At 74.1% G+C, this 20,535-nt stretch carries 12 protein-coding genes; 7 read left to right on the top strand and 5 right to left on the bottom strand.

Annotated elements, in window-relative coordinates; all coding sequences use genetic code 11:
• Positions 1-13 precede the first annotated feature (13 nt).
• Together ACQPXG_RS29080 and ACQPXG_RS29075 are read left to right on the top strand one after the other, a co-directional pair.
• Positions 14-3,352, top strand: coding sequence for a DUF4132 domain-containing protein (locus tag ACQPXG_RS29080; RefSeq protein WP_433462304.1), 3,339 nt, complete (start codon positions 14-16; stop codon positions 3,350-3,352).
• A gap of 12 nt (positions 3,353-3,364) precedes the next feature.
• Entirely contained in the window at positions 3,365-5,518 is a 2,154-nt protein-coding gene (locus ACQPXG_RS29075; protein ID WP_433462303.1) for a DUF4132 domain-containing protein, read from the top strand.
• Here the strand turns inward: ACQPXG_RS29075 and ACQPXG_RS29070 are convergent.
• Both ACQPXG_RS29070 and ACQPXG_RS29065 read right to left on the bottom strand, forming a co-directional pair.
• Positions 5,515-6,771, bottom strand: coding sequence for a tetratricopeptide repeat protein (locus tag ACQPXG_RS29070; protein WP_433462302.1), 1,257 nt, complete (start codon positions 6,769-6,771; stop codon positions 5,515-5,517). The two genes, ACQPXG_RS29075 and ACQPXG_RS29070, sit on opposite strands and share 4 nt — an antisense overlap.
• A 34-nt stretch (positions 6,772-6,805) precedes the next feature.
• Complete coding sequence (locus ACQPXG_RS29065) at positions 6,806-7,525, bottom strand: PLP-dependent transferase (protein ID WP_433462301.1); 720 nt, start codon at positions 7,523-7,525, stop codon at positions 6,806-6,808.
• A gap of 63 nt (positions 7,526-7,588) precedes the next feature.
• Here ACQPXG_RS29065 and ACQPXG_RS29060 point away from each other — a divergent pair, with 63 nt between their 5' ends.
• The 5 genes from ACQPXG_RS29060 to ACQPXG_RS29040 are packed head-to-tail and all read left to right on the top strand — an operon-like array spanning position 7,589 to position 17,442.
• Complete coding sequence (locus tag ACQPXG_RS29060; protein WP_433462300.1) at positions 7,589-10,891, top strand: DUF4132 domain-containing protein; 3,303 nt, start codon at positions 7,589-7,591, stop codon at positions 10,889-10,891.
• Positions 10,888-12,012: an ATP-binding protein gene (locus ACQPXG_RS29055; RefSeq protein WP_433462299.1), complete on the top strand. Its 1,125-nt coding sequence runs from the start codon at positions 10,888-10,890 to the stop codon at positions 12,010-12,012. Before ACQPXG_RS29060 ends, ACQPXG_RS29055 begins: the two co-directional genes overlap by 4 nt.
• Positions 11,970-14,315 carry a DUF5682 family protein gene (locus ACQPXG_RS29050; protein ID WP_433462298.1) on the top strand — a complete coding sequence of 782 codons (2,346 nt, stop codon included), beginning with the start codon at positions 11,970-11,972 and terminating at the stop codon, positions 14,313-14,315. The genes ACQPXG_RS29055 and ACQPXG_RS29050 overlap by 43 nt, the downstream gene beginning before the upstream one ends.
• Positions 14,312-15,472 (top strand): VWA domain-containing protein, encoded by a 1,161-nt coding sequence (locus ACQPXG_RS29045; RefSeq protein ID WP_433462297.1) that lies wholly within the window; start codon positions 14,312-14,314, stop codon positions 15,470-15,472. The genes ACQPXG_RS29050 and ACQPXG_RS29045 overlap by 4 nt, the downstream gene beginning before the upstream one ends.
• The gene (locus tag ACQPXG_RS29040; protein ID WP_433462296.1) at positions 15,469-17,442 is read left to right on the top strand and encodes a hypothetical protein; all 1,974 of its coding nucleotides are present in this window, start codon (positions 15,469-15,471) and stop codon (positions 17,440-17,442) included. Before ACQPXG_RS29045 ends, ACQPXG_RS29040 begins: the two co-directional genes overlap by 4 nt.
• 19 nt (positions 17,443-17,461) lie before the next feature.
• Here the strand turns inward: ACQPXG_RS29040 and ACQPXG_RS29035 are convergent, their stop codons facing one another.
• The 3 genes from ACQPXG_RS29035 to ACQPXG_RS29025 all read right to left on the bottom strand — a co-directional run bounded on the left by ACQPXG_RS29035 (position 17,462) and on the right by ACQPXG_RS29025 (position 20,504).
• Positions 17,462-18,400: an MBL fold metallo-hydrolase gene (locus ACQPXG_RS29035; protein ID WP_433462295.1), complete on the bottom strand. Its 939-nt coding sequence runs from the start codon at positions 18,398-18,400 to the stop codon at positions 17,462-17,464.
• Positions 18,401-18,430: 30 nt separating this feature from the next.
• Positions 18,431-19,354, bottom strand: a complete 924-nt coding sequence (locus ACQPXG_RS29030) for a DUF5954 family protein (protein WP_433462294.1) — start codon at positions 19,352-19,354, stop codon at positions 18,431-18,433.
• A 91-nt stretch (positions 19,355-19,445) separates the two neighbouring features.
• A complete protein-coding gene (locus tag ACQPXG_RS29025; protein WP_433462293.1) occupies positions 19,446-20,504 on the bottom strand; it encodes a rod shape-determining protein in 1,059 nt (352 codons plus the stop codon).
• Positions 20,505-20,535: the final 31 nt, after the last annotated feature.

The raw sequence follows: 20,535 nt of genomic DNA, 5'->3' as shown, positions 1-20,535 counted from the left end.
ACGGTGTGGCTCCATGGCGACTGGGGCTGATGAGGACATCTGGGAGATGCCGGACGCGTGGCGGCGGCTCGTCCATCCGCGCCGCGACCGTCCGGGGCCGTGGCCGGAAGTGCGGATCGACGAGTCCGCGGTGGGCAAGGCTCGGGCGTTGGTGGACGGCGCGCGGGCGGAGGTCGAGGAGGTCCTCGCGCTGCCCGGCTCGGCGCCCGAACTGGTCGAGCGCGGCCGGGCGCATCTGAACGGTGCGGCCGATCCGCTGGGCGCGGCGGTGGTCGCGTCCATCGCGGTGGCCAAGCGCGGCCTTCTCGAACTCGGCGGAAAGGACCCGTTCCGGGACGCATGGGCCGCCGAGCACGGCCTGCCGTTCGCCGCGTGCGCCTTCGCCGAACTGTGCGAGATCACGACCGACTACCGCCAGGTGGGGAGCAAGGCGACCTGGACCGGCGTGCGGCTCGCCCAGCCGTCGGACTATCGCGGAGGCTCTTGGGCGGAGGAGCGGTCGGCCCGGCATCTGCGCGCCCTGCTCGCCGCCGCCGATGACGGCGTGTACGCCGAGGCGGTCGAGGGCCTAGCGAGCCGGCGCCGAACGCCCGTGCAGCGCATGGTCGTCTCCTACCTGGCGCCGACCAGGCGGGACTGGGTCGACGAGGTCCGCGCGGATCCGGCGGTTCACGGCCTGCCGCCGCACGTGGGGTACCGGTGGATGCTGTTCTGCTCCCTCGGCGCGCCGGAGCAGGTCGATCCGGTCGCCCTGCCGCTCGGCTACTACGACCGGACGCCGAGCGTCGTGGCGACCCTCGCGGACGGTGCCGGGCCGTCCGCCGCGGTACCGCTGGTGACCGAAGCCCTGGACGGCGAGTACATCGACACCGACACCTTCCGGGACCTGCTCGACGTCCTCGCGGTGCTGCCCGGGGACGAGGCGTTCCAGGCGCTCGTGGACCGGCTCGGCGCCAAGTACGTCCCGCCCGCGGTGATCGTGGCCGCCCGGACGTTTCCGCGGCGGGCGGTGCGGCTTCTCGCCGGGGCGGCGAAACCGGAGGCGGAGGACCTGCTGCGGGCCCACATGCTCACCCATCCCGACCTGGTGGAGGAGATGCTTCCGGAGCTTCCGGACGAGTCGCGCACGGTCATCGAGGCGATCCGCGAAACGACGGTCCGGGCACCGGAGGCGCCCGCCGCCGCCCTGCCGCCCCTGCTCGCGGACCCGCCGTGGACCCGGCCCCGGCCGAAGGCCAAGCCCGTCGTCATCAAGGATCTGCCCTCGTCGGGCACGCGTTCGATCGGCTGGGAGCCGGGCGAGCGTGATGACTGGAGGGTCGACCTGCACCACCTGTGGCGCTGGGTCGAGCGGCTGGACTGGCAGATTCAGGTCGAGAAGTTCACGAAGGGCGACCTGCCGGGCCACATGCACCCGCTGTTCTTCGTGGAGGGCCCTGACGAACTCGTCCGTCCGCTGCTCGCGGGCTGGGAGCCGCCCACACCATGGGACGTGGCCGAGTGGATGCGGGTCGTCGTCTCCCGGTTCGAACTCAACGCCCTGGACGCCGCCGTGTTCGCGGCGCGCCGTGACCCGGCCAACGCGGCCGGGATTCTGCTGCCCTTCGTGAGCGACGAGGTCGCGCGGCTGATGGCGGACTGGCTCGTCCGGCTCAAGCAGGCCGGAGGAACGGCGCGGACCTGGTTCCGGCGGCACGGCCTCGCCGCCGTCCCCGCGCTGCTGCCTCCCGCGCTGGGCAAGGCGGGTGCCGAACGCCGTGCCGCCGAGGCCGCGCTGCGCCTCATCGCCGCACAGCACGGAGCCCGGCCGATCGTCGAGGCGGCCCGCGTCCACGGCGACAAGGCCGCGGACGCGATCGAGCGCCTCCTGACGGCCGATCCGCTGGACGTCCTGCCCACGAAGATGCCGGCCGTCGGCGACTGGGCCGATGTACGGCTGCTCCCGCAGATCCTGCTGCGCGACCGCGAGCACGCGCTGCCGGACGCCTCCGCGCGGCACGTGCTGACGATGCTGGCGATGTCCAAGCCCGGTGAGGTCTACGCCGGGGTGGACGCCGTCCGCGACCTGTGCGACCCCGGGGCGCTCGCCGAGTTCGGCTGGGCCCTGTTCCGGCGGTGGGAGGCGTTCGGTGCGCCGTCCAAGGAGGGGTGGGCGCTGACGCAGCTCGGCCTGACCGGCGACGACGAGACCGTCCGCCGGCTGACCCCGGTGATCCGGGCGTGGCCGGGCGAGGGCGGGCACGCCAAGGCGGTGACCGGCCTGGACGTCCTCGCCGCCATCGGCACCGACGTGGCGCTGATGCACCTGCACGGCATCTCGCAGCGGGTCAAGTTCAAGGGGGTCAAGAGCCGGGCGCAGGAGAAGATCGAGGAGGTCGCCGCCGAGCTGGAGCTGACGGCCGAGCAGCTCGCCGACCGGCTCGTCCCCGACTTCGGGCTGGACGCCGACGGAACCCTCACGCTCGACTACGGGCCGCGCCGTTTCGTCGTGCGCTTCGACGAGCAGCTCAAGCCGTACGTGACGGACGAGGACGGCAAGCCCCGCAAGTCGCTGCCCAAACCCGGCGCCAAGGACGACCCCGAGTCGGCGCCCGCCGCGTACAGGGCGTTCTCGACGCTGAAGAAGGACGTCCGGACCGTCGCCGCCGACCAGCTCCGCCGCCTCGAAAGGTGCATGGTCACGCGGCGCCGCTGGCCGGTGCGGGAGTTCGAGGAGCTGCTGGCCGGTCATCCGCTCGTCCGCCACATCGTCCGGCGCCTGGTCTGGCTGGCCCGTGACGGTGAGGGGGACGGTGGCAAGGTCACCGCGTTCCGCGTCGCCGAGGACGGCACGTTCGCCGACGCGGACGACGACGTCCTTACCCTCGCGGAATCGGCGGTCGTCGGCGTCGCGCATCCCGTCGACCTGGACGGCTCCGTGGCCGCCTGGGCGGAGGTGTTCGCCGACTACGAGATCCTGCAGCCGTTCCCGCAGCTGGGACGTCCCGTCCACCGGCTGTCCGACGACGAGCGCGCGGGCGGGCGGCTGGGCCGGTTCGAGGGCCTGACGGTCCCGGTCGGCAAGGTGCTCGGGCTGACCTCGCGCGGCTGGGACCGGGGCGCCCCGCAGGACGCGGGCATCGAGTGCTGGATCTCCCGGCACCTCCCCGGCGGCAGGTACATCGTCATCGACCTCGACCCGGGCATCGCCGTCGGCGTGGTGGACGCGCTGCCCGACCAGACGCTGCGGGCGGTCGGGCTGACCGGTCGTCCCGACCAGCTCTGGATGGGCGGCGGCCCCACGGCGTCCTTCGCCGACCTCGACCCGGTCACCGTGTCCGAGGTCCTCGCCGACCTCGCGACACTGAGCTGAGAAAGAGAACCAATGGATCTGCCGACGCCTCTGCTGGACCCGCCGTGGAAGCGCAAGCCCGCGGCCAGGCCCTCCGACGAAGAGCCGATCATCGTCCCCGGTCTGACGCCGCCCAAGGACCGCTTGATCGTCTGGAGGTTCGGCGAACGTGAACGATGGGCAGAGGTCCGTGCGTACGGGTTCTGGCGGAGTGACGAGTGGGAGAGAGCCGCCGAGGAGTTCCGGGACGGCCGGATGGGCTACGAGCCCACGCGGGCGGGCTTCCTCGCGCAGGCTCCCGATGATCTGGCGCGGCCGCTGCTGGCCGAGTGGAAGCCCCAGGTGACCTGGGACTTCCACCATTCGCTCGTGCCGATCGTCATGCGTTTCGAGATCCGCGCATTGGATGTGTCGTTCCGCCTGGCGAAGCAGAACCCGGCCGGCACGGGCCCGATCCTGATGCCGTTCCTGTCCGCCGACGTCGCCCGCCTGATGGCCGACTGGCTGTACCGGCTCAAGTCGGCACAGAAGGTCGCCCGCACGTGGTTCGGGCGGCACGGGCTCGCGGCCGTCCCGTACCTGGTGCCGGACGCGCTCGGCAAGCGCGTCGGCCCACGCCGGGGTGCGGTCAAGGCGTTGCGGATCATCGAGGGGGACGTCGTCGGCGCCGCCCGCGTCCACGGGGACGAGGCCGCCGAGGCGGTCGCGAGGCTCCTCGCCGACGCACCGGCCACGACGGCGCCCGTCGAACCGCCGATCCGGCCGCCGTCCCTTCCGAGCTGGCTGGACGTGGAGGCGCTGCCCAGGCCGGTCCTGCGCGACGGCGGGGAACTCCCGCCCGAAGCGGTCCGCAACCTGCTGCTCGCCCTCACGGGGAGCCCGGGAGGCAGGATCGACGTGACCCCGGTCGTGGACGGCGCCGCCGAGGTCTGCGAGCCCGGATCGCTCACCGCGTTCGCGTGGGCGCTGTTGGAGGCATGGCAGGCGGCGCGGCTGCCGAAGGGCAGCCGGTTCGTGATGTCCGCGCTCGGACGGTTCGGCGACGACGAGACCGTCCGCCGCCTCACTCCGCTGATCAAGGAGTGGCCGGGCCAGGGCGCCGGACACCCCCGGGCCGTCCAGGGGCTCGACGTCCTGGTCGAGATCGGCAGCGATGTCGCGCTGACGCAGCTGAACGGCATTGCGCTCAAGTCCCGGTACAAGGGACTGAAAGGCGAGGCGGAGCGCAGGCTCCTGCAGATCGCGAAGCGGCGCGGGCTGACGGCCGAGCAGCTCGCCGACCGGCTCGTCCCCGACTTCGGGCTGGACGCCGACGGGACGCTCACGCTCGACTACGGGCCGCGCCGGTTCGCCGTCGGCTTCGACGAGCAGCTCAAACCGTCCCTGACGGACGAGAAGGGCAAGCCCCGCAAGTCGCTCCCCAAGCCCGGTGCCAAGGACGCCCCCGAGCTGGCGCCCGCCGCGTACAGGCGGTTCGCGGAACTGAAGAAGGACGCGCGGTCGGTCGCGTCAGGCCAGGTCGCCCGCCTGGAGTCCGCCATGGTCATGGGCCGGACGTGGACGAAGGCCGAGTTCGGCCAGTTCATCGTCGGCCATCCGCTGATGTGGCACCTCGCCAGGCGGCTGGTCTGGCTGAGCGGCGACAGGGCGTTCCGGCTCGCCGAGGACCGCACGTTCGCCGGCCTCGACGACGACACGGTCGAGTTCCCGGACCAGGCCGACGTCCGGATCGCCCACCCGGTGGAACTGGGCGACGCCGTGGCGGCCTGGTCGGAGGTGTTCGCCGACTACGAGATCCTGCAGCCGTTCCCGCAGCTCGGACGGCCCGTCCACGCCCTCGCCGACGGGGAGGGCGAGAACGGCAGGCTCGAACGGTTCGAGGGGCTGACCGTCCCGACGGGACAGGTCCTCGGCCTGACCCGGACGGCCTGGCGGCGCGGCGCCCCGCAGGACAACGGCGTCGAGCACTGGATCTCCTGGCACCTCGCCCCCGGCGTGACCGTCGTGATCGACCTGAACCCCGGCATCGTGGTCGGCCTGGTCGACCTGAACCCCGTCCAGACGATCGAGCGCGTCCGGATCGGTACGGGCCCCTACTCGGAGGCGATCGAGAACGGACTCGCGGACGTGGACCCGATCTTCGTCTCCGAGCTGCTCACCGACCTGACGAGTCTCACCGCGTCCTAGCCGAAGCGGCTGCTGGACACCGGGCCGGGGGAGCGCACCGCGTCCCTCGGGCCGGTGAGCCAGTGCCCGCCGACCGCGCGGACCAACGCCGCGAGGGCCTCGTCAGGATCCGGCGGGACGCCCTCGTCGGCGCCGTCGTCCTCATGCGGATCGGCGCGGACGATCTCGTCGGCCAGGTCCTCCACGGGACGGTCGTCGGGCGGGACGGTCTCGGCCTCCCCGGCGGGCGAGATCCGCAGCCGCTCGCCCCAGGGCGACTTCACCACCTGGTGCAGGAGGCCGGTGACGTCGGCGCTGACGGGCGGCGGGTCGGTCCAGCAGGACGCGTGCTCGAACAGCACCTGCCCCTCGGCCCGCTCCCACAGCCCGTCCGCCTCGGTCTCGTTCAGGTCGTAGGCGATGACGAGCACGTCCGGGCGTCCCGGGGCGAACGGTTCGGCCGGCAGCCCGAACAGCCGCGCCGCCGCGAGCCCCAGGATCCGGCTCGACCGGTCGGGGAGCAGGCCCACCGACACCGGCCGCCGTCCCGCCGCGTCCAGGATCAGCCGCAGCCGGTCGAGGCCGCGCCGGCACGTCGCGAAGCCGTCGGAGGTGTAGGCGAACCGCCCCGTCATGCCGTCATGGAACCCGTACGGCGAGATCGTGACGAGGAGGCCGCCGGTGAGCGCGAAGTGCCACCCCCGCAGGTCCGTGGAGTCCAACGGGCGCATGGCCCGCGCCGCCCGTGCCCGCGCGATCATCCGCCCCAGCCGGTCGTGGGCGGGCCTCCAGTCCTGGTCGTCCGGCGCCGGCAGCAGCCCGGCCTCGTGCTCCGCGCGGGCGAGATCTCCGGCGAACAGCGCGTTGTGGGCCAGCAGATACCGGGCGGGCCACGGCTCAAGCGAGGCCACCCGCGGTTCCAGTACCGCGACGGCCTCGGCGTGCCGGTTCTCCCGCTCCAATGCCGACACGAGTTCCATGAGCAGCACGGGCTCGTCCGGAAGCATCTCCAGCGCCCGCCTCAGTGCCGGAACGGCCAGGAATGGAATGCCGCGCTCGACGCAGGCGTAACCGAAGTCGTAAAGCTGCTGAGGCGCCTGCTCGCGGGCCATCGCCGCGGCGGCCTCCCGCATGTCGTCGAACCCGGACATTGCCGCCGCGCCCTCCATGAGCCGCGCGAGCTCCGCCAGTTCCATGCCGTCCGCGTTGAACCGCAGATGCCGGATCAGCCCGGCGATGTCCCCGCTTTCCAGAAGTGCCCGCGCTTCGCTCATGGGCGGCAACGCTACAGCCGGCGCCCTTCAGCGATCATGTTGTTTTCTCCAGCGCCCGGAGGACGTCCGCGACGAGATCTCCGGTGTCCTCGATACCGGCGGAGAAACGGATGAATCCGGGTGCGACGGCGTCGCCGCCCCACCTCCCGCGCCGTTCCGCGGAACTGTGCACGCTGCCGAAACTGGTGGCCTGCATGACGAGCCGGAGCGACCCGAGGAACCGTTCGGCGGACGCCTCGTCCTTCAACGTGAACGACACGACGCAGCCGAATCGCCGCATCTGGCGGACCGCGATCTCATGCGCTGGGTCGCCGGGCAGCCCCGGGTATCTGAGCCCGGAGACCTTCGGATGGCCCCGCAGCGCCTCGGCGAGCGCCAGCGCGTTCGCCGCCTGCCGCTCCAGCCTCAGCTGGAGCGTGGCGAGCGACCGATGCGCCAGCCAGGCCTCCATCGGTCCCGGGACGGCGCCCACGGTCTTGCGCCAGAACCGGACCCCCTCGGCGAGTTCCGGATCGCGGGCGGCGACGTGCCCGAGAAGCAGATCCCCGTGCCCGGTCAAGGACTTCGTGTCGCTGGCGACGGAGAAATCGGCGCCCAGATCCAAAGGGCGCTGCCCGAGCGGCGTGGCAAGCGTGTTGTCCACCGCCACAAGTGCGCCCGCCGCGTGAGCCGCCTCCACGATCCGCCTGATATCGCACACGTCCAGACCGGGATTGGACGGCGTCTCCAGCCAGACCAGGCGAGCACCTGCCACTCTCACAGGGTTCCCGGTCGATTCCGAGCGGTTTGTCGGGGTGCTCCTCTACGGTTGGGCGACATGGAAGATCACCTCCCCGGCGAAGACGTCCTGACGATCCCGGAGTCGTGGCGGCGGTCGCTGCACGCGCGGCGCGGAGGTGCGCCCGGCCCGAAGATCAAGGTGGACGCGGCGGCCGCGGACGCCGTCCGGGGCTTCGTCGAGCGGACGGGCGGCGCGGTCGACGCGCTGCTGGAGGGCGGCACCGGCGACCCCGCGCTGGCCGAGGCCGCGCGGCGGCACATGGCCGGGGAGGCGGATCCGGCGGGGGCGGCGGCGATCGCGGCCGTCACCGTGATGGGCAACGGCGGCCCGTACCAGAGGGACAAGGTGCACCGCCCTTACGTCGACGCGTGGATCACCGAGCACGGGATCGCGTTCGCCGCGTGCGCGCTGGTCGAGCTCAGCCGGACGACGGCGGCCCGCGAGAGCGGCGGCACGTGGCGCGGCACCTGGGTCGGCGCCCGGCACGCGCCGGACGAGACCATGCTCGCGGTGTCGCAGGAGGACGCGCGCCGCGTCCGCGGGCTGCTGGCCGCCGCCTCCGAGTCCGACTACGCCGACGCGGCCGGCCGGCTCGCGGAGCACCGGTCCGGGTGGGCCGCGCGGTGGCTCGTGTCGTACCTGGTCCCGACGCGGGAGGACTGGGTGGACGAATGCTGCGCCGCGGCGGCCCCCCAGGCGCGGCGCCACGACCTCGAGCTGCTCGTGCTGTCGGCGCTCGGCAAGGCCGGGCAGCTGGCGACGCCGTTCCCGTCGCGCGGCATCTACTGGGGCCAGGCGACGCGGGCGCTGCTCGGCACGATGGCGGACGGGATCGGCCCGGACGTCCTGCCGTTCCTGCTGGCCGAGGCGGACGGCAGGTACCTGGAGTCCGACGACCGCAAGCGCATCTTCGAGGCGATCGCCTTCCTGCCGACCGACGAGGCGTTCCAGGCGCTGATCGACCGGCTGGACCGCAAGCATGTGCGGGCCGCGCTCGGCGAGGCCGCGCGGCGGTTCCCGGTACGGGCGCTGCGGCTGCTGGCCCGGGCGGGCGTGGACGATCTGCTCGCCCATCACGTCGAGGCCCACGCCGGCCTCGTCACCGCCGCGCTCCCCGGGCTGCCGGACGACGTCGCAGCGGCCGTCGAGCGCATCGCCGCGACGTCCACGCGCGTACCGGCGGCGGCGCCGGAGGAGCTTCCCGCCCTCCTCACCGGCCGTCCATGGCTGCATCCCCGCCGCCTCGTGATGACCGGCCTGACTCCGCCCGCGTCGCGGCTCGTGTGGCGTGACGGCGAAAGGCAGGAGTGGCTGGACGCCGACCCGCACGTCCGGCGACCCCATGGCGACGACTGGGAGACCTGCGTCGACAGCTACACGAGGGGCGGTGCCATGACCGGTTCCCTGGTGCTGATGGTGCACGGCCCCGAGGAACTGATCCGTCCCGTCCTGCCGGGCTTCCGGGGCGTCGCCAACCGGGACGCCCACCGGTGGATGCGGCCCCTCGCGGCCCGATACGAGCTGGACGCGCTGCCCGTCGCGATCCTGATGGCCAAGCCGCACCCGGAGACCTGCTGCGAACCGCTGATGCCGTACTTCGACGCGGACGCGGCCCTGCTGATGGGGGAGGTGCTCGCCAAACACGGGAGGCGTTATCGCCCCGCCGGCGCGTGGTTCGACAGGCACGGGCTCGGCGCCGTCGCGCTGCTCGTCCCGGCGGCGCTCGGGAAGAAGGCCAAGGACTGGCGGCACGCCGAGACCGCGCTCCGGTATCTGCTCGACGCGCACGGTCTCCGCGCCGTCGTGGACGCCGCCCGCGACGCGTACGGCGACGAGTCCGCGAAGGCGATCGAGGACCTGTTGTCCACGCCACCGGCGGAGACGGGCCTCGCCCAGCCCGCGAAGATCGCCGCATGGGTGGACCCGGCACCGCTTCCCCAGGTCCTGCTGCGCGGCGGTGACAAGGCGCTGTCCCTGGACGCGACACGGGCCCTCATCGAGCTGCTCACCCTGCCGGCGGCGTACGGGATGGACGACGTGGCGAAGGCGTGCACGCCGGATTCGGTGGCCGAGTTCGGCTGGGCCCTGTTCCGGCAGTGGCTCGACGCGGGCAAGCCGTCCAAGGACGCCTGGGCGCTGCGTCAGCTCGGCCATACCGGCGACGACGAGACCGTCCGGCGCCTGACGGCGGTCATCCGGGCCTGGCCGGGGGAGGGCGGGCACAAGAACGCGGTCAACGGCCTCGGGGTGCTCGCCGAGATCGGGTCGGACGTGGCGCTTATGCACCTCCACGGCATCGCGCAGAAGGTCAAGTTCAAGGGTCTCCAGGCGGAGGCGCAGCGGAGGATCCGGCAGGTTGCCGAGCGGCTCGGCCTCTCCACCGAGCAGCTCGCGGACCGGCTCGTCCCGGCCTTCGGCCTCGACGCCGAAGGAGGCATGGTCCTCGACTACGGGCCGCGCCGCTTCCTCGTCCGGTTCGACGAGCAGCTCAAGCCGTTCGTCGCGGACGAGGACGGAAAGCACCGCAAGGCCCTGCCCAAGCCCGGCGCCAAGGACGACCCCGAGCTGGCGCCCGCCGCCTACAAGACGTTCGCCGGCCTCAAGAAGGACGTGCGGACCGTCGCCTCGGATCAGATCCGCCGCCTGGAGCAGGCGATGGTGACGCAGCGCCGCTGGACGACCGCCGAGTTCGGCGAGTTCATCGTCCGGCATCCGCTCGTCTGGCACATCGCGCGCCGGCTGGTCTGGATCGCCGAGGAGGACGGGACGACGGCCGCGTTCCGCATCGCCGAGGACCGGACGTTCGCCGACGCCGGCGACGACCCGTTCCCCCTCTCCGAGTCGGCCCGGGTCGGCATCGCCCACCCGCTGCACCTCGGCGACACCATCGAAGCCTGGTCGGAGGTGTTCGCCGACTACGAGATCACGCAGCCGTTCCCGCAGCTCACCCGTACCGTCCACGTGCTGACCGACGCCGAGCGCGACAGCGGCCGGCTGGAGCGGTTCGAGAAGCTGAAGGTGCCGTTCGGAAAGGTCCTCGGCCTCGTCAAGCTTGGGTGGCAGCGGGGGACCCCGCTGGACGCGGGCGGCGAACGGTGGATCTCCCGCCGCATAGCCGACGGCCGCCACGTCGTCATCGACCTCGATCCCGGCATCTCGGTCGGCGCGGTCGACGCCACCGGCGACCATCAGGTCCTCGACTACGTGTGGTTCGCGACGGAACCGGACGACTTCTGGCCCAGCAAGGGCACCCCGCTGAAATTCGGCGAACTGAACGACGTCATCGCGTCCGAGATCCTCGCCGACCTGACCACCCTCGCGGAGGCGGCCGAGAAATGAGCGACACCACCACCGACACCACCGGTACGGGCACCACCGGCACCGACTACCAGCGGCCGCCCGCCGAGGTCCGGTTCGCCGCCGAGCTGGACCGGCTCCGGGAGAACGACTCCGGGCCGCGGCCGCCCGGGTGGGCGCTGAGCCTGACGGCCGCGCGCCGGTTCATCGTCGGGGACGACGCGCTCGGCGTCCGCCGCAAGTTCGTCGGTGACACCGCCCTCATCGACCGGGCCCTGGTCACCCTCGCCACCAGCCGCGGGCTGATGCTCGTCGGGGAGCCCGGGACGGCGAAGTCGCTGCTGTCGGAGCTGATCGCGGCGGCGGTCAGCGGCACCTCCACGCTGACGATCCAGGGCGGCGCGGCCACCACCGAGGACCAGATCAAGTACTCGTGGAACTACGCGCTGCTGGTGTCGGAGGGGCCGTCCACGCGGTCGCTCGTGCCGGCGCCGCTGCTGACCGGGATGGCCGAGGGGAGGGTCGTCCGGTTCGAGGAGATCACCCGCTGCCCGCTGGAGGTGCAGGACTCGCTGCTGTCGCCGCTGTCCGACCGCGTCCTCGCCATCCCGGAGCTGTCCGGGCACGAGTCGATGGTGTTCGCGCGCGACGGGTTCAACGTCATCGCGACCGCGAACACCCGCGACCGGGGCGTCAACGAGATGAGCGCCGCGCTCAAGCGGCGGTTCAACTTCGAGACGGTGTTCCCGATCGCCGACTTCGCGACCGAGCTGGACCTGGTCGAGCAGGAGGCCGGGCGGCTGCTGGAGCACAGCGGCGTCGAGGTCGCGCCGCGCCGGGACGTCCTCGAAGTGCTGGTCACCACGTTCCGGGAGCTGCGGAACGCCACCACCGAGGACGGCCGGTCGATGGACCGGCTGTCGGCCGTGATGAGCACCGCCGAGGCAGTGTCCGTCGCCCACCAGGTCGGGGTGCGCGGGTGGTTCCTGCGCGGTGAGGAGGGCAGCGCCGCCGACATCGTCGAGTGCCTCGCCGGAACCGCCGCCAAGGACAGCCCCGAGGACCTCGCCCGGCTGCGCCGGTACCTGGAACAGCAGGCGCCCCGACGCCCCGGGGAGCAGTGGAAGGCGCTGCACGCCGCCCGGCACCTGCTGCCCGGCTGATGGCCGTCACCTTCGTCGGCGTCCGGCACCACAGCCCGGCGTGCGCCCGGCTCGTCCGGGACGTGATCCGGCGGCTGCGCCCCGCGTACGTGCTGGTGGAGGGGCCCGCGGACTTCGGCGGACGGATGGACGAGCTGCTCCTCGGCCACGAACCGCCCGTCGCGGTCTTCAGCTACTACCGGGACGCCGACCGCGTGCACGCCTCATGGTCGCCGTTCTGCGGGTACTCGCCGGAATGGGTCGCGCTCCACGAGGGGCGGGCCGCCGGTGCGGAGCTGCGGTTCATCGACCTGCCCGCGTGGCATCCCGCGTTCGCCGGCCGCAGCAACCGGTACGCCGACGCGGAACGCCGCTATGCCGAGGTGACCGAGCGGCTGTGCCGGGAGTTCGCCGTCGACAACACCGACATCCTCTGGGACCACCTCTTCGAGATCGACCCCGACGGGGCGGGAGAGCGGCTCGGCGCCTACTTCGGCCTGCTGCGGGGCGAGGCGGAGGCCGGGGAGGACGACACGGCCCGCGAGTCCTACATGGCGGAGTGGATCCGGGCGGCCGAGGCCGACGCCGGTGACCGGCCCGTCGTCGTGGTGACCGGGGGCTTCCACAAGCCCGCCCTCGAAGCGCTCGTCACCTCCGGCGGCACGGACTGGCCGCGGGTCCCCGAACCGCCCGAGGACGCGACCGGCGGCAGCTTCCTCGTCCCGTACTCGTTCCGGCGCCTCGACGCGTTCACCGGCTACCAGTCGGGCATGCCGTCGCCCGAGTACTACCAGCGGCTCTGGGAGAGCGGCCCGGCCGCGGCCGCCGGGGCGCTCGTCGAGACGGTCGTGGCGCGGCTGCGCGAGCGCGGGCAGGTCGTCTCGACCGCCGACCTGATCGCCGCCCGCACCCTCACCGAAGGCCTCACCCGGCTGCGCGGCCACCCGGCGCCCGCCCGCGCCGACCTGCTGGACGGGCTGGTGTCCGCCCTGGTGAACGACGACCTCGACCAGCGGCTCCCGTGGACGTCCCGGGGAACGCTCGCCCCGGGGGCGCACCCGGCGGTCGCCGAGATGGTCGCCGCGCTGAGCGGTGACCGGACCGGACGCCTGCACCGCGACACCCCCGCGCCGCCGCTCGTGGACAACGCGACGTCCGAGCTGGCGCGGCTGGGCCTCGACCGCGACGGCCCGGTCGTCCTCACCCTGACGACCCCGCGCGGGCTGGAGCGGAGCAGGGCGCTGCACCGGCTGCGCGTCCTCGGGATACCCGGCGCCGACCGCGAGTCGGGGCCCGCGACGGGCGCCGACCCGGTGCTGGAGGAACGCTGGTTCCTGGACGTGTCCGACGGGGGCGGACTGCGGCACTCCGCGCTCATCGAGGCGGGCGCGTACGGGCCGACCCTCGACGACGCGGCCGCGGCCGTCCTGGACGAGCGCATGAACGTCGCGGGCACCGACATGGAGCGGCTCGCGGGCGTGTTGTTCGACGCGGCGCTGTGCGGGTGCGCGGGCCAGTCCGAGCGGATCGCCGAGTCGATCGCCGCCGCGATCGCGGGCGCCTCCGACATCGCCGCGCTCGGCGCGGCGCTCGACACCGTGCTCGGGCTGTGGCGGCACGACCGCGTCTTCGGGACGGCGCGCAGCCCGCTGTTCGGGACGGTCATCGAGGAGTGCGCCGACCGCGTCCTGTGGCTGGTCGAGGGCGTCCGCGGCGGGCCCGCGCCCGCCGATCCGCGCCGGCTCCGCGCCGTCGCCGCGACCCGCGACGCGCTGCTGCACGCCGGCGGGACCCTGAGCCTGGACCGGGACGCGGCGCTCGGCGTCGCCCGGCGCGTCGCCGCCGAGCCCGACGCCCCGCCCGACCTGCGCGGCGCCGCGTTCGGGCTGGGCCGCGTCCTCGGCGACGCCTCCGATCCGGTGCGGGCGGTGCGCGGCGCGGCCGGGCCGAAGACGTTCGGGGACTGGCTCGCCGGCCTGTTCGCGCTGGCCAGGCAGGAGGTGCTCGACCCGGACACCTCCGTCCTCGGCGTCCTCGACGAGCTGGTCGGCGGGATGGGCGAGGAGGACTTCCTCGTGGCGCTGCCCGCGCTGCGGCAGGCGTTCGAGTACTTCCCGCCGCGCGAGCGGGAGGCGATCGCCCAGGGGCTGCTGGACCGCCGCGGCCTGCGCGGCTCCGCCCGCGCGCTGCTGCGCACCCCGGACGCGCCGCTGCTCACCGCCGAGGCGCTCGCACTGGAGGCCCGCGTGGACCGCGCCCTCTCGGCCGCGGGGCTGATGGGAACGGGCGCCTCCCCGCAGGGAACACAGGAGGGAGAGTCGTGACCCCGCCCGACTTGGAACGCTGGCGGCTCGTCCTCGGCGCGCCCGCCGAATCGTGCATGGGCGCGCTGGGCGGCGGGGCCGCCGAACGGGACGCGGCGCTCGACTGGCTGTACGGGCGCGACCCCGACCTCGGCAGGCGCGGGGTGCGGCGCGGAGGCGGCGCGGGCGGCGGCGAGCCCGATCCGTCCGGGGACCGGACCGGCGGGGACGGGCCGTCCCAGCTCACCACCGTCGACTGGCTCGACGCCGTGCACCGGCTCTTCCCGAAGGAGACGATCGAGCGGCTCGAACGCGACGCCGTCGAACGGTACGAGATCCACGAGGTCGTCACGGACCCGGCCGTCCTGCAGCGGATCGAGCCGGACGAGACGCTGCTGCGCGCCGTCCTGCGCACCAAGCACCTGATGAACCCGGAGGTCCTCGCGCTCGCCCGGCGCATCGTGGAGGCGGTGGTCCGGCAGCTGATGGACCGGCTCGCCACCGAGGTCCGGCAGGCGTTCCACGGCACCCGGTCGCGGCGGCCGAGCCGGATCAAGAACTCCCGCAACTTCGACTTCCACGGCACGATCCGCGCCAACCTCGGCCACTACCGGCCGGACGAGCGCCGCCTCTACATCGAGCACCCGAGGTTCGTGTCCCGGACGAGACGGCACGTCGAGCAGTGGCAGATGATCCTGCTGGTCGACCAGTCCGGCTCCATGGTCGGGTCGGTCGTCCACGCGGCCGTCACCGCCGCGTGCCTGTGGGGCCTGCCCGGCCTCAAGACGCACCTCGTCGCGTTCGACACCTCCGTGGTCGACCTGACCTCCGACGTCACCGATCCCGCCGAGCTGCTGATGAAGGTCCAGCTCGGCGGCGGCACCGACATCGCGCGGGCCGTCGCGTACGGGGCGGGGCTGGTGGAGAACCCGCGCCGGTCGATCGTCGCGGTCATCACCGACTTCTACGAGGGCGGGGACGAGCACCGGCTCGTCCGGGAGGTCCGGCAGCTCGTCCGGCAGGGCACGCAGGTGCTCGGGCTGGCCGCGCTCGACCAGGACGCCAACCCGTCCTACGACCGGGGAATGGCGCAGCGGCTGGCCGACGAGGGCGCCCACGTCGGCGCCATGACACCGGGGCAGCTCGCCGAGTTCGTCGCCGAACGGATCGGCCGATGACCCGCGCCGACCTGCTCTCCCTGACACCGGACGCGCTCGCCGCCCTCGCCAACCGCGGCCTGGTCAAGCGCGCCGCCAAGGACCTGGACGCCGGCAACGGCCCCGAGATCACCGTGTCGCCGGACGGGGACATCGACGGCGCCTTCCCGGACGGCACCAAGACCTCGCTTCCCGCCGGAGCCGGGCTGGAGGCCGCGACCTGCTCGTGCGCCGCGACGGGGACCTGCCGCCACCGGATCTGCCTCGTCCTCGCCTACCAGCGGACCGCCTCTGAGGCTGAACCGGGGGCCGAACCGGCGGCACCCGACGCCGAACCGGCGGCACCCGAGCCCGCCTGGTCGCCGGGCACGTTCGACGACGAGGCCCTCGCCCGCCTGCTCGGCCAGCGCGCCCTCACCGCCGCCCGCCGGACGCATCGCACCGGCTACTCGGCCAGGATCCGCCGCCCCACCCCGCAGGACCCGGTGGCGCAGGTCGAGCTGCCGACCTGCACCGTGCGGTTCCTCGTGCCGGACGAACTCGGCTACGTCCACACCGACGCCGTCGCCGCGGTGCGGGGCGAGGTCACCGTCCTCGCCGTATGGGCGTTCCGCGTCGCCGACGAACGCGGCCTGACCGGCGACGAGATCCGCCTGGACGTCGGCGGCTCCGCCGTGACGACCGGTGACGGGCTCGACGCCGCGGTGGACCTCGCCGATCAGGTCCTCCTGGAAGGCGCCATGCACGCGGGCCCCGTCCTGGCCGCCGCGCTGGGCCGCGCCGCCGCCGACCTGGCGGCGGGCGGCCTGCACTGGCCCGCGGCCGCGCTCGATGACCTGGCCGCCCAGCTCGCCGCCTACCACGACCGGCGCGCCGACCACGACCCCGGACGGATCGCCGGACTGCTCGCCGAGGTCCATGCCCGGCACCGCGCCGCCCGGGCCGGCGGCCACCGCTCGCAGGTGCTCGGCACGAACGAGTCCGCGGAGACGCCGCTGCGCCGCGTCCGCCTCGCCGCCCTCGGCTGCCGCGTCGCCGGCACGGACGGGACCCGCACCGCCGGCATCTACCTCGCGCACACCGGCACCGGCATCGTGCTCGTCCTGAAACGCCACTGGGACGTCCCGGACGGAACGAGCCTGACCGGCGCCGACCTGGCCGGCCGCCGGATCCTCGGCGCGCCGCTGCGCTCGCTCGCCGCCGCGAACGTCGTCTCCGAGAGCGCCACCCGCAGCGCCGGCCGGGTCGTGCGCGTCGCCGCCGGCCGGATCGCCAAGACCACGGTCACTCCGCTGGGCGACGCATGGGAGAGCCTGCCCGCCGGCCTCCTCGTCCGCGACCTCTCCGCCGAGAGACGCGCGCTGGACGCGCTCCCGCCCCGCCTGGTCCGGCCCCGCGTCGAGGCGGAACTCGTCCGCGTCATCGAGATCGCCGAGGTCCGCGACATCGGCTACCACCCCGGCTCGCAGCGGCTGGAGGCCGTCGTCGCCGACGCGGAGGGCACGACGGCCGTCGTCTCCGCCGACTACAGCCCGCACCGCCCCGCCGCCCTCGACGCGCTCGCCGAGGCCTTCGCGCAGACCCCCCGATTCGTCACCGGCTCCGTCCGCCGCGACCGCGGCGGGCTCGTCATCGACCCGTTCGCCGTGCGGACCGGGGACGGCATCGTCGTCCCCGACCTGGTCGCCGGCGACGGAGCCGCCGCCCTGGACGCCCCGGCCGCCGAACCGCGCGACCCGCTGGGCGAGGCCGTCGACGCGGCCCTCGCCGTCACGGCCGAGACCGCGCACCGCGGCCTCCTCGGGGTGTCGCACGGCCTGCGCAACCGGATCGCCCGGACCGCCGGAACCCTGGAGAAGGTGGGACTCCGCACGACGGCAGAGACCCTGACCGCCCTGGCCGCGGCGCTGGCATCCGACGACCAGGCCCGCACCGTCCAGGCCTGGGCGGACGCGCGCATCCGCCTCCAGACGGCCGCCGAACTCCGCTAGCCCCGCACGGCCCGGCCGGTCAGGCGCGGCAGGTGAGGGGGCGGCCGCCGTTGAAGGCGATCATGTCGTTCAGCGCGGCCACCAGGTCGATCTGGGCGCCGGGCTCGTGCCCGTCCAGCTCGGCGTAGGCGCGGTGGAGGTTGCCGACGAGGCGTTCGGGGTCGGTCAGCCCGTCGAAGGGGCCGAGGTCGGTCTCGCGGGCGGCCTCCAGCGGCGACAGGCCGGCCGGCTTGGCCTCGGCGGCCGCCGCCTGGACGAAACGCGCGTAGGCGATGACGCGGTCGATGAGTTCCGGGCCGGCGACGGGGCCGTGGCCCGGGACGATCGTCAGCGCGTCCAAGGGTGCGACGACATCCTCCAGCACCTTGATCGCGCCGGCGATCGAACCCTGCATGAGGAAGGGCGTGCCGCCGTTGAACAGCAGGTCGCCGCAGAACAGCACCCGCCGGTCCGGGATCCAGACGATGGAGTCGTTGGTGGTGTGCGCGGGCGTCCCGACGTGCCGGACCTCGCAGCGCAGGTCGTCCACCCACAGCGTCACGCCGTCGGTGTAGGTGAGGAAGGGCGGTTCGAGCTCGACGTCGCCCCAGTCGACCTTCGTCCAGAAGGGCTCGTCGAACGGCTTGCCCCAGCCGAGCGCGCCCTCCCGCGTCCCCTCGTGGCCGACGACGGTGGCGCCGGGGAACAGGTAGTTGCCGAACGTGTGGTCGCCGTGATGGTGGGTGTTGACCAGCGTCCGGACGGGACGGTCCGTGACCGACCGGATCGACTCGGCGTAGGCGCGGGTGCGCCGCTCGGTCGAACAGGAGTCGACGCTCGTCACGCCGCGGGCCCCGACGAGGAAGCCGGTGTTGTTGATCCACCAGGTGCCGTCGGGCTGGAGGTAGGCGAAGATCCCGTCGGAGACCTCCTGCAGCCGCGGGCTTCCCGGGCCGCCGCGGTCGGGTGCGTCGCTCATGGGCCGGGAGTGTAGCCCGGCGCCCGGCCGTCAGGGGTTCTCGTCGGACGGCCGGGCGGGCTCCGGGCCGTCCGGGCCGACGCGGATCATCCGGGTGACGCGGGCGATCCGGAACCGCCTGCCGCACGCCACGAACTCGACCCCGTTCCCCGACTCGACCCGGTCGGCGGCACGGGCGTACTCGGCCAGCTCGCCGGGGCTCGGCGGCGCGCAGTCCTCCGGCACGGTCTTCGGCAGCAGCACCCGGAAGTAGTAGGCGAGGGCGGTGCGGGCGTCCTGCGGGCCGTTCCCGCGGGCGACCGGACGCCAGCGCCCGTCGGCGTCCTCCAGGACGTCGAACTGCGGCGGCAGCAGCACCACCCCCGGGTGGGCCTCGACCGCTGCGGCGGCCTCGCGATGCAGGGCGTCCGGGACGCCGCGCGCGGCGTGCCCCCGGCCGAGCAGTTCCAGCCGCAGCGCCGCGTCCGCCGGGCCGACGGGTGCGGCGGGGTCGATGCGGAACGAGCGCAGCGGACCGGCCTCGGCGTCGGTGACCCGGGCGGGCTCGGGCCCGTCGTCCCCGAACCGGGCGAAGCCGAGGACGCGGACGATCCGGTACCGCAGCGGCCCGGCGTGGCACTCGTTGAGGACGGCGGGCTCGTCCTCCCGCGGGCAGAGCAGGCCCGCGAGCCGCAGCATCTCGTCCCGCACCGCCGTCTCGTGGCCCGCGCCGGCCTCGCGGAGATGGACGCCGAGGTCGGCACGGGCCTCGCACGGTTCCAGCGCGCCGAGCCGGAGGATCCGCCACACGCCGCCCGCCTGCTCGGCGCCGCCGAACTCCGGCGGCCCCATGCCCACGAGCCGCGGGTAGGCGCGCCGCCGTTCGGCGGCCTCCTGGTCGCGGACGGCCGCCACGGGCTCCAGCTCCCCGACGACGTTGATCACGTCGTGTCCGGGCATCCCTTCGAAGGCCATGCACCCATCGTGACGCTGCCGTGCACCTCGCGTGACGGAAACGGCCCAGGGTCCGGCGAACCGTTCTCACCGGGGCGCACCGGAGCCGGTGTCAGTACTCCGGCACCGTCGTCAGCAGATAGGGGCGCGGGGAACCGGCGCGGGCGGACGGCTCCTGGGAGCCGGCGGAGCGCAGCACCTCGCCGGCGCCGAGCACGGCCGCGTCGCCGGTGTCGTCGCCGACCCGCGCGCCCAGCCCCGTCCGGTCGCGGATCAGCCGTTCCAGGCCGGGCAGCCGGGCGCAGCCGCCGGTGAGGGTGACGCCGACGCTCAGCAGGTCGCCGGAGATCTCCGGCGAGCAGCCGGCGAGGCCGGCGCGGATCGCGTCCACGATCTCCGCCACCGGCCGGGCGATCGCCCGGCCGACGTCCACGGTGGTGAGGACGATGCCGCGCGGCATCCCGGTCGCGACGTCGCGCCCGTGGACGACGGTCTGCCGCACCGGATGCCGGCCGAGCGGGGGCACCGCGCCGACCTCCAGCTTCGCGGCCTCCGCGGCGGACAGCGAGACCGCGACGCCGTGCTCGCGCCGGACGAGCGCGACGATGGCACGATCCAATGCGGACCCGCCGATGGGCGCGGTGTGCGAGGTGACGAGGCCACCGAACGCGATGACCCCGACGTCGGTGATGTCGGCGCCGATGTCGGCGATCACCGTGACCTCGGACCGCCCGGACGAGGTCATGCCCATGCCGATGGCGGCGGCGATCGGCGTCGGCACGAGCGTGAGGCGCCGTGCGCCCGCCTGGAAGGCGGAGAACTGCAGAGCCCGGTAGTGGACGGACGACATCCCGCTCGGGACCGTGACCACCAGCCGCGGACGGGCGGTGTAGTGGCGCCGGTGGTGCCGGCGGACCAGGTGCCGCATCAGGTACTCGGCCTCGTCGGTCTCGGCCGGCGCGCCCTCGCGGATCGGCCGGACGAGCGTGATGTCGGGGTTGCGTCCGGCCATCTCCTGCGCGGGGGCGCCGAGTGCCAGGATGCGTCCGTTGTGCCGGGATCGGGCGAGCAGTGACGGCTCGCGGCACACGACGCCGCGGTCCCTCACATGCATTCGCACGGTCGCGCTGCCCAGGTCGATAGCGGTGTCGCGGCCCGCGAAATCCCACATCGCGTCCCTCCCAATCGCCCCGAAAGTCGCA

It is taken from the genome of Spirillospora sp. CA-128828, from assembly GCF_050945415.1.
Classification (GTDB): domain Bacteria; phylum Actinomycetota; class Actinomycetes; order Streptosporangiales; family Streptosporangiaceae; genus Spirillospora.
This window is presented reverse-complemented; position numbering and strand designations above follow the sequence as displayed.

Excerpts from the sequence above, each read along its gene's own strand:
- ACQPXG_RS29080 (WP_433462304.1), top strand. The coding sequence starts at position 14 with ATGGCGACTGGGGCTGATGAGGACATCTGGGAGATGCCGGACGCGTGG.
- ACQPXG_RS29075 (WP_433462303.1), top strand. The coding sequence starts at position 3,365 with ATGGATCTGCCGACGCCTCTGCTGGACCCGCCGTGGAAGCGCAAGCCC.
- ACQPXG_RS29070 (WP_433462302.1), bottom strand. The coding sequence starts at position 6,771 with ATGAGCGAAGCGCGGGCACTTCTGGAAAGCGGGGACATCGCCGGGCTG.
- ACQPXG_RS29060 (WP_433462300.1), top strand. The coding sequence starts at position 7,589 with ATGGAAGATCACCTCCCCGGCGAAGACGTCCTGACGATCCCGGAGTCG.
- ACQPXG_RS29055 (WP_433462299.1), top strand. The coding sequence starts at position 10,888 with ATGAGCGACACCACCACCGACACCACCGGTACGGGCACCACCGGCACC.
- ACQPXG_RS29040 (WP_433462296.1), top strand. The coding sequence starts at position 15,469 with ATGACCCGCGCCGACCTGCTCTCCCTGACACCGGACGCGCTCGCCGCC.
- ACQPXG_RS29035 (WP_433462295.1), bottom strand. The coding sequence starts at position 18,400 with ATGAGCGACGCACCCGACCGCGGCGGCCCGGGAAGCCCGCGGCTGCAG.
- ACQPXG_RS29030 (WP_433462294.1), bottom strand. The coding sequence starts at position 19,354 with ATGGCCTTCGAAGGGATGCCCGGACACGACGTGATCAACGTCGTCGGG.
- ACQPXG_RS29025 (WP_433462293.1), bottom strand. The coding sequence starts at position 20,504 with ATGTGGGATTTCGCGGGCCGCGACACCGCTATCGACCTGGGCAGCGCG.